General features: G+C 39.5%; 5 protein-coding genes, 2 pseudogenes and 1 riboswitch. Of the genes and pseudogenes, 2 read left to right on the top strand and 5 right to left on the bottom strand.

Annotated elements, in window-relative coordinates; genetic code table 11:
• Positions 1 to 153: 153 nt before the first annotated feature.
• The 5 genes and pseudogenes from OCV53_RS11115 to OCV53_RS11135 form a co-directional block, all read right to left on the bottom strand.
• Positions 154 to 3,360, bottom strand: coding sequence for a response regulator (locus tag OCV53_RS11115; protein WP_055198308.1), 3,207 nt, complete (start codon positions 3,358 to 3,360; stop codon positions 154 to 156).
• A gap of 232 nt (positions 3,361 to 3,592) precedes the next feature.
• A riboswitch (cyclic di-GMP riboswitch) is annotated at positions 3,593 to 3,683 on the bottom strand.
• Entirely contained in the window at positions 3,675 to 3,992 is a 318-nt protein-coding gene (locus OCV53_RS11120; RefSeq protein WP_055198310.1) for a PBECR4 domain-containing protein, read from the bottom strand. Its footprint overlaps the riboswitch before it by 9 nt.
• A gap of 119 nt (positions 3,993 to 4,111) precedes the next feature.
• Positions 4,112 to 6,115 carry a hybrid sensor histidine kinase/response regulator gene (locus OCV53_RS11125; RefSeq protein ID WP_055198312.1) on the bottom strand — a complete coding sequence of 668 codons (2,004 nt, stop codon included), beginning with the start codon at positions 6,113 to 6,115 and terminating at the stop codon, positions 4,112 to 4,114.
• Between the two features lie 646 nt (positions 6,116 to 6,761).
• The gene (locus OCV53_RS11130; RefSeq protein WP_055198314.1) at positions 6,762 to 7,148 is read right to left on the bottom strand and encodes a hypothetical protein; all 387 of its coding nucleotides are present in this window, start codon (positions 7,146 to 7,148) and stop codon (positions 6,762 to 6,764) included.
• A 50-nt stretch (positions 7,149 to 7,198) separates the two neighbouring features.
• Positions 7,199 to 7,547: pseudogene (locus OCV53_RS11135) on the bottom strand (MFS transporter); the annotation flags it as partial.
• 173 nt (positions 7,548 to 7,720) lie between these two features.
• Here OCV53_RS11135 and OCV53_RS11140 point away from each other — a divergent pair.
• On the top strand, positions 7,721 to 8,566 hold the full coding sequence (locus OCV53_RS11140; RefSeq protein WP_022374924.1) for an AraC family transcriptional regulator: 846 nt from the start codon (positions 7,721 to 7,723) through the stop codon (positions 8,564 to 8,566).
• Between the two features lie 147 nt (positions 8,567 to 8,713).
• A pseudogene (locus OCV53_RS12620) lies at positions 8,714 to 8,902 on the top strand (IS91 family transposase); the annotation flags it as partial.

Consider the following 8,902-nt stretch of genomic DNA (forward strand, 5'->3'; position numbering starts at 1 on the left):
CATACGGATTTCCACGCACCTTCTTTGTCTCTGGTGCCTTCTCAATACTCTTTTCAGCCTCTTCCCTCGTTGCAAACAGCCTGTGAGATTTCTGTCATAACAAAACCCTCTCTATGTTTCCTAGCTGCTTTTCCCATGCATCCAGGAAGGCAATTACAGCCAGTTTTCCAGAACATCATTCAGCTTATTCATATCCAGCGGTTTCGCGATATGTCCATTCATGCCTGTATTTTTGGTCAGCTGTACATCTTCTGCAAAAGCATTGGCAGTCATGGCAACAATAGGCAGTTTTCCCTTTTCACCCGGAAGGCTCCTGATTGCTGCAGTTGCCTCATAACCATTCATGACCGGCATTTGGATATCCATAAAAACAAGATCATACGAACCTTTCGGAGAAACTTCCACTTTCTCAACTGCAATTTTCCCATTTTCTGCCGTTTCCACTTTTGCACCTGTCATTTGCAAAATTTCACCAGCAATTTCTCTGTTCAACTCATTATCCTCAACCAGCAGAATCCTTTTTCCCGTGTAGTCTGATTCTGACAGCTTCTCCAAATAATTTCTTGCTGTTTTTTCTTTTCTTCCTAAAGTAAACTGCCGCAGTGTAGCCGTCAGCCGGGAACGGAACAGCGGTTTTGCAATAAAAGCATCTATGCCCGCCGCCTTTGCTTCTTCTTCAATCTCGCTGAATTCATAAGATGTCAATACAATGATGGTGATCTCTTTTCCTATCCGTTTCCGGATCTGTCTGGCAGTCTCTATACCATCCATATCCGGCATCTTCCAGTCTAAAATAACAGCAAAGTAATCATCTTTCAACTCATGCCGTGCATAACAGCGCTCAACCGCTTCCCTGCCAGAGAGAACCCATTCACCCATAATACCAATTTCCTTCAGTGTGGCAACTGTACTTTCACAGCATGTCTTATCATCATCCACTACCAGAACCGGCAGATTCATCAGATTTTTGTCCTGTTCTTTTTCTGTTTCCTGAAGATCCAGATAAATTGTTACTGTGATTTTAGTTCCCTTGTGCAAGGTACTATCCACTTTAATAGTGCCATTCATCAGGTTCACAATATTTCTGCTGATTGCCATTCCCAGACCAGTTCCCTGGACTCTGGTTGTCCGGTAGTCATCCGCGCGGCTGAACGGATCAAACATGATTTTCTGGAATTCCGGTGACATACCGATCCCATTATCCTCAATCGTAAATTCATAGCATCCAAGTTCTGAAAATCCATTTGGCTTTTCCTCTATGGAAAAAATAATATTCCCGCCATCCGGTGTATACTTGATCACATTACTCATCAAATTCACAAATACCTGCTGAATCCTCAAGCTGTCACCACAGACAGCCTCATGTTCAATATGATTGATGTGTATATCAAAATTATGTTTATGTTCATCAAGCACCGGTTTCGTAAGTGTAATAAGATTATCTACCAGATCTGACAGATTGAAATCTTCCTGTGCCAGTGTCATTTTTCCACTTTCAATACGTGCCATATCCAGCACTTCATTGATCAGCCCCAGCAGATGGCGGCTTGATTCTGTGATCTTGCTGAGACATTCAATGACTCTGTCCTGGCTCTCAACATTTGCTCCTGCGATTGCCGTCAGACCCACAATCGAATTCATTGGTGTCCGGATATCATGGGACATATTGGAAAGGAATTCTGTTTTCGCACGATTTGCATTTTCTGCGGACCGGTAAGCCTCTTTCAGTGCCTGACGGGATTCAATCTCTGCTTTCTTCTCCTGTGTCACATCCATGGATGCCAGCAATACCTTTTCCAGCTTTCCGTTCTTCCATTCCAAGGGAATATAAGAAGCGATTTTATAAGTCTTTTCATCCAGGCTGCAATACTCAAACTTATAAATATCATTTTCACTTTTCAGTTTTTTCTGAATATTATCCGGGGCTATCAGGATATCTATAGTTTCCAATGGTTCCAGTGTCTTATATTTTTCAAGAACCTGCATCTGAAAATCATGATAAAATCCCAGAGGTTTATATATCATATGTCCATTCAGATTGTAGAATTCATATTTGTCATTTTCCAGATCACAGACAACAAAGCGGTCAACCAGACGCACAATACTCTGGATCAGCTGCTCCATGGAAGCATTATCCGCTGCCATCTGCAGATGCCGTGCGCTCTCTACCTTTGCCTCTGTGATATCACGCAGAAAGATCATGGCATATTCTGAATCCTCTATCTCGCCACGTATGACCACATTGCGGACCCATCGTTCTTCTCCATTCAGAGTGATACGGCACTCCAAATCCAATTCGGTTTCCAGACCCTTCAGCCTTTCTGCAATATAACCACGGTCGTAAAAAGAGGATACCGCCTTCTTATCTATCTCCACAACATAGGAATCCACAAAATGCCGGATCAATTCATCCCACGTATGACTCTGTTCAAAGACGGTCATCAGGGACGGTTCAACCTTAAAGGTATCAAAAGTATTTGCTTCCAGATTCACATAATACTCGCACAAATCTGCTTTCGTAAAAGCCCGGTGGAAAGCAGCAGATTTTTGTGCCTGCATGATTTCTTTTTTCTCCCCATCAATGTTAATAAAAATCCCGGCAATTCTGCTGGCAGAACCATCCAGACGGCGTATTACTTCTGCCGATGCCCGAAACCACTGGTATTGATTATCCTTCATTCTCATACGATACTCTACCTGGTATTTTATCTGGTTCGTCTTATCCTTAATTGCCGCCTGAAGCTGCACCATTACTCTTTCTTTATCCTGTGGATGCAGAAGATCTGACCAGGATTCCAGTTTATTCGGAAAGTCCAAAGTGTTATGATAGCCAAGCATTTTTCGGAATTCATGACTCCAGTTTGCATTCACAATCTCACTGTTTTCGTCACAGTCAAAATACCAGAAGCCGGAATAGATAGCCTCATTGAGCAGTGTCAAATTTACATGATCCCAGTTGACCTGTACGGACATAACCCAGATCTGTCTGCCCGCCTCATCTGTCGCATCCTCTTTACAAAGCCGTACATTTTTCACTGTACCGTCTGCTGCAAGGATCTGTGCTTCCCCTGTTCCGTGAAGCTGCCAAAAACGGTCTCGCTCCAGTATATCTTCCTCACCATAAAAGAAGTTTCTCAATGAGCCTTTTGTCTGTTCCATGAAAGTATCGAATGTATATCCTGTACTATGCAACAGCAGATTATTCACAGACAAAATAGACAGGTTTGGGTCATAAGATCCTGTCATTATACCTACTCCACCATTATTTTCCAGTGTTTTCTGTACGGCCTGTGACATGGTCTGTGTCTGTCCCGTTACAGTCTCACCTAAGGAATATATTTTGTCCTCATAATTTTCCATTTTATAAAAATCCTCTCTCTGTTTTATGCTTCACTATCCTGCTTTTATCTGTATACAGAGAACCTGTCCCTGCTAGTTTTGTTACCTATTTTTGCATACAAAAAGGACACTTGCCAAAATCTGCCAGTGTCCCTACTATATTTCTCTAAAATCACACATCTATATAGTATAAAAGGTATCGGAATCTCTTCTGTTCAAACATCTTTTCCATATATTATGATGATATGGAAACAGTGGCAACCGGCTGACCTGGTCAAACTTTCTGACTTTAGCCCCTTCTGGCTTTGCGTCCCTGCCTTTCAGCAGGTTTGCCTTTAAATAATTTCTATTTTTATCAAAAACAAAATACCATAAAGTTTTTCATACGTCAATATTGCTGAATAGAAAATCTGTGTATTTTGCGTATGCCAGCCTGCATTGTCAGTTATCGATCGGCTCGCCAAACCACTCACCATAAAATTATTTATTACAATTTCACTGGCTGCAAGATGTGGAACCTTTTCAGATGGAAATGATAGATGAATTGTGTACAGTTGCTGTTTGTAGCCAAATGTAAAAACATAATAATATTCTGTTAGTTCTTTCCACGCAACGGCTGCATCATACAATAATCCGTAATCATTATTTTCCATACACACCATCTTCTGATTTGCTGTCTTATTCAGCAGAAATACCTGCCAGTTTTACATTTACGTTATAATATCCTACAGAACGTGAAAAATAGGTATACGGATTTGAGAAGTTGCAATCACTACACACAATATTCACACAAAATTCTCTTTACGTTTTCAATTTTTATAGGCTTTGCCAAGTGAGCATTCATTCCTGCTGCCAGACACTTTTCTTTATCTTCTCTGAATGCATTTGCTGTCATGGCAATAATCGGGGTTGTCTCAGCATCTGGATGTTTCAGTGACCGGATTGTTTTTGTCGCAGTAATCCCATCCATTACAGGCATCATGATATCCATCAGAATTGCGTCAAAATAACCTTCCGATTTCTCCTGGAACATTCTGACCGCCTGCAATCCATCTCTTGCAACTGTCATATTTGCACCTTCATCAGACAACAGCGTTTCCGTAATTTCTGCATTCAATTCATTGTCCTCTACCAGCAATAAGTTTAATCCGCTGATATCCATCTGTGCCGCTGTTTTCTTTACTGTATCTGGTGCGGGAGCAAGTTTAAACGGAATCCTGATGATAAAGGTTGAGCCAATGCCTTCTTCGCTTTTAACTTCAATAGTTCCACCCATCTTTTCAATCAGACCTTTTACAATCGCCATTCCCAGTCCAATTCCCTGCTGTGTACTTCTTGCATCCTCTCTTTCCTGCGAAAACGGCTCAAATATATGCTCCTGGTATTTCCTGCTCATACCAATGCCAGTATCAGTTATGGTCCACTCATATGTCGTAATTCCGTCAACAGCTTCTGTATAATCTGACACCGTCATTATCTTGCCGCCAATCCGGTTATACTTAATACAGTTTCCATAAATATTAAGAAATATCTGTCTTAAATGTACCGGACTTCCATAAATAAAAGGATATCGAAGCCCTTCCTTTTTTGCACGGAACTGCATCTGGATTCCTCTGTCTTTTGCCCGCTGTTCTATGATAGTCAGAACATCCTGACTTAATTCCTCAAAGTTGATGATTTCCTGCGTCAGAGGTACATTTCCATCTTCAATTTTGCTCATCTGAAGGATATCATTAATAAGAGACAATAGATAGTCTGCAGCTACCTGCATTTTTCTGAAATTTTTCAGGACCAATTCCCTGTCATCAAAATGTTTCTCAGCAATCTTCATCAATCCGATAATTCCATTCAGCGGGGTTCTCATATCGTGAGACATCCTGGAGAGAAAATCAGACTTGCTTTTATTTGCTTTCTTTTCACTTTCCAATGCAATTGATTTGTGCATGAAGTCATTTTTATCCAGCATGAGATTCCAATGTTCAATGGTTCCGTCTTCTTTTATTACTTTCTGTCCACGATCTTCGATGTATTTGTATGTGCCGTCCTTACAGCGTATCCGGTAAATAGTAGCATAATGATCAGAATGAGTATATTGATTTAATGCATCTGCAAGTCCGACCTTCACGTCATCTGGATGGGCAAGACCGATAATATTACCGCCAGAAGCATCCATCAGTTCCTTTGGCGTTGCGTAACCGAGCATATTTGCAAATTGTTCTGAAACATATTTGAAAGAGTATTCTGGGTCATCATTACTGATTTTGACACCGTCAGGGATGGATACGGTAAATAACTCCAGCTGACTTTGCAGTTTCTTTGTCAATTCCTCGATCATGGCCTTATGCTTTTTCTCTTCTGCCAGAAGCTTCGCATACTCTCTGTTTGATTTTTCCAGTGCCCGCTCTTTTTCCTCTAAACGGTAATGTTCTGTACGGTCAAGAACATAATTAACTGCAATGACATCTCCAGTTTCCTCTTCACGGTACAGGGCCATGTGATCTTCTGCAAGCATGGGCTCAAAAGTAGCAGTCCTGGTCCAGTATCGGAACGATATATGCCGTTCACCATTTTCAAACCGATTTAATAATCGTTCTCTGTCAAACTCGTGCTGAAAATCTTTAAGATCTTCCTCAGGTATGGTCAATGCCCATGCATCTACCAGACTCTGTAAGCTTGAATTTTCCGGCAAACCTAATTGTTCATTCAGATTATATTTTTTTCCATTAACTACCTGATACATGGAACCACGTACGATATTCTTTGTGAGATTGATCACGCAGTATCCATCGGCAATAGCAAATATCGACTCTTCTAAAAAAACGATTATTAATAATATCCTGACTCATGTTTATTTATCTCCCTGTAAATTCTCTGATACAGATTATATCCTTATTTTTGTGTGTCCGTCAATAAAAAAGAGTGTGGTAACTATTCAAATACTTATTCACCCATTTCTCCACTGATTCCCATAGTGTGCTTCTCTCCCATATGATATCCTGTTTTTTTCGCATATTGCATTTCTCCCTTCTGAAGTTTTCTTTTCAGTTACATGACTATACCAGAAGTCGGTGAAATAGCAATTCATCAGATGTACCGAAAATGCGTGGAGGAGATTGGGGATAGTTGACAATAGGGGAATTTGGAGAAAAAGAGAAAAGCCATGGCCTTTCAATTCATATTTGCTGTCTTATTCAGCAGAAATACCTGCCAGTTTTACATTTACGTTAAATGAAGTTTGTTCCCCACCATGTTGTGGACCTTGATCCGCAGTTGCAATCTGGAGAATAAAACCATTTGCAGTTGCGCTGATGTTTGTAGTGGTTGCCTCAACCCTATTATTCGTTACATACCAAAAAGCAGAATTTCTCTTCTACTCTTTGGTATGTACCCCACGCCACAACCGTGGGGTATGAAAAGTTAAATTATGCCTGTGTTTTGTTTCCTGGCTGAGAAGGTGTTGCAGTAAATGTAACTGTTACACCACAATCTTTAAGATCTGCTTTAGCATTATCCTTTGCTGATACTTTTACATCTTCAACTTTAAGATTCGTAAAGCTGCCATCGTATCCACCAGTACCGATATAAAATGTATCTTTATGTGCATACTGGTTTGTTACTGCCTCTGCAGCTGTTGCAGAAGATTCAGATGTGTTATCTGTTGCTGTTTTGTCAGCAGTTGCTTCCTGAATTACAAGATAAGCAGAGTTAGACTGTGCACTAATATCTGTTGTAATTGCATCTACATTATTATTACTTACAAACCAAGCATATGTACTTAATCCGAGCGCTACAGCGGCAACGCATACCATGGCAATGTATGCGATCAGCTGTTTGTTTTTAAATAAAATATTGATGATCTGTTTAAAGATTCTCTCTCATGAGGATCGTTTGTTAAATTAGGAAGCCATGACCAGTATGGAACGTCCATGATCGTATAATACAACTGCATTTAAAAGTGTTCCCACCAATAACCATGTTCTAAATTTGCCAAATCGATTATGAGTATTATCAACAACTAATCCCATCATTGGGTCATTGATCGCATCCCAGATTCTTGCTACAAAGAATAATGTTCCTACAAATGCCGGTGCCAAAAACAAAACGTCTGTAAAATAGAACATTAGGAAATTACCTACAAAACAGCAGATAGCGTCCTTTCCAAGCACTCCAAAGCCAAATGAAAACTTTTCTTTTTTTGTTAAATTCATCGTTTTTCTCTTTTTTAATTGTAAGGCCCTTTGTTTTTCTTCTCTCATGATGTACTTAAAGTATAGCATCTATTTTTATCTTGCGTTATGAAGTTTTGTTTTATATTTTTGTCAAAATATTGAATAAATCATCAGAATATTTTATAATCAGATCATGTTTAGGAGAATTTTTTATGGAACAAGCACAAGTTTTAACTTTTTTAAATAATGAAGACCGAGATCTTTTATTACAATTTTGCGGATATTCTACGACAGCTCCTCTCCATAGTTTTGGACCAGCCGTCCGCCCACATTATTTAATTCATTTTATTTTAAACGGGAAAGGAATTTTTCAAAAAGGTGATAAGACCTATCATTTAGAAACTGGGCAAGGATTCTTTATCGAACCAGATGAGCTTACTTTTTACCAAGCTGATGCAAAAGAACCATGGGAATATTTATGGGTTGGATTTAACGGAACGATGGTTCCTGAATTATTAAAACAGATTGGTCTTTCTTCTTCGCAGCCAGTTTTTCATTGTGATAAAGGGAAAGATTTATACTGGCTTGTCAATGATATGCTAGTTCATGCAAGATCTGGTTTTGCTTCAGATCTTCGAAGAACTGGTCTTTTATATGAGTTTCTTTCAATTCTTGCAGAAAATCCAATGGAGACAGATACACAGACAGATTCTGAATATGTTTATATCAACAAAGCAGTCGAATATATTAAAAATAATTATTGGGATGGGATTCATATTTATGACATTGCGAAATATCTTTGTATTGATCGAAGTTATGTTTACTTATTGTTTCAAAAATATTTCCAACAAAGTCCTCAAGATTATCTTGCGACTTTTCGACTCACGAAAGCATCTGAGTTATTAAGTACAACGACTCTTTCTATTGAAAGCATCAGTAATTCCTGCGGGTATGGAGACCCTGCAACATTTTCTAAGGCATTTAAACGATGGATGGGTGTTTCTCCCTCTGGATATCGAAAAAATCAGCGTAGCCATGGGACTGTACTGAGTAATTAGCATTTTTATTTCATAGGGAATTTCATCGAAATTTTCTATAAAAAAGTGTCTTCGACACTTCAACTCCCTTGCCCCTCATTCTTGAGGGGTGGATTTCTTTTTTTGTCTTTTTCCTTCATAATAGAATCATGAATATCCTGCAAGAGATCTTTACAGATCATTAATGTCAGACACCGTCATTGCGTTTTTACCATTGATGCGTCCCTCCGTGATTTTTTCCTGCAGGATCGCTCTCTCCTTAACTGTCTCTTTCATTCTGTCTCCAGCGTTGTCCTTCGTTTATTCTCTAAAATGAACAAACACAAAAACTTTACCCCTGGTTTTATCATGGTCCTG

Origin of the sequence: Anaerostipes amylophilus, from assembly GCF_025567365.1 — a bacterium.
Lineage (GTDB): Bacteria > Bacillota > Clostridia > Lachnospirales > Lachnospiraceae > Anaerostipes > Anaerostipes amylophilus.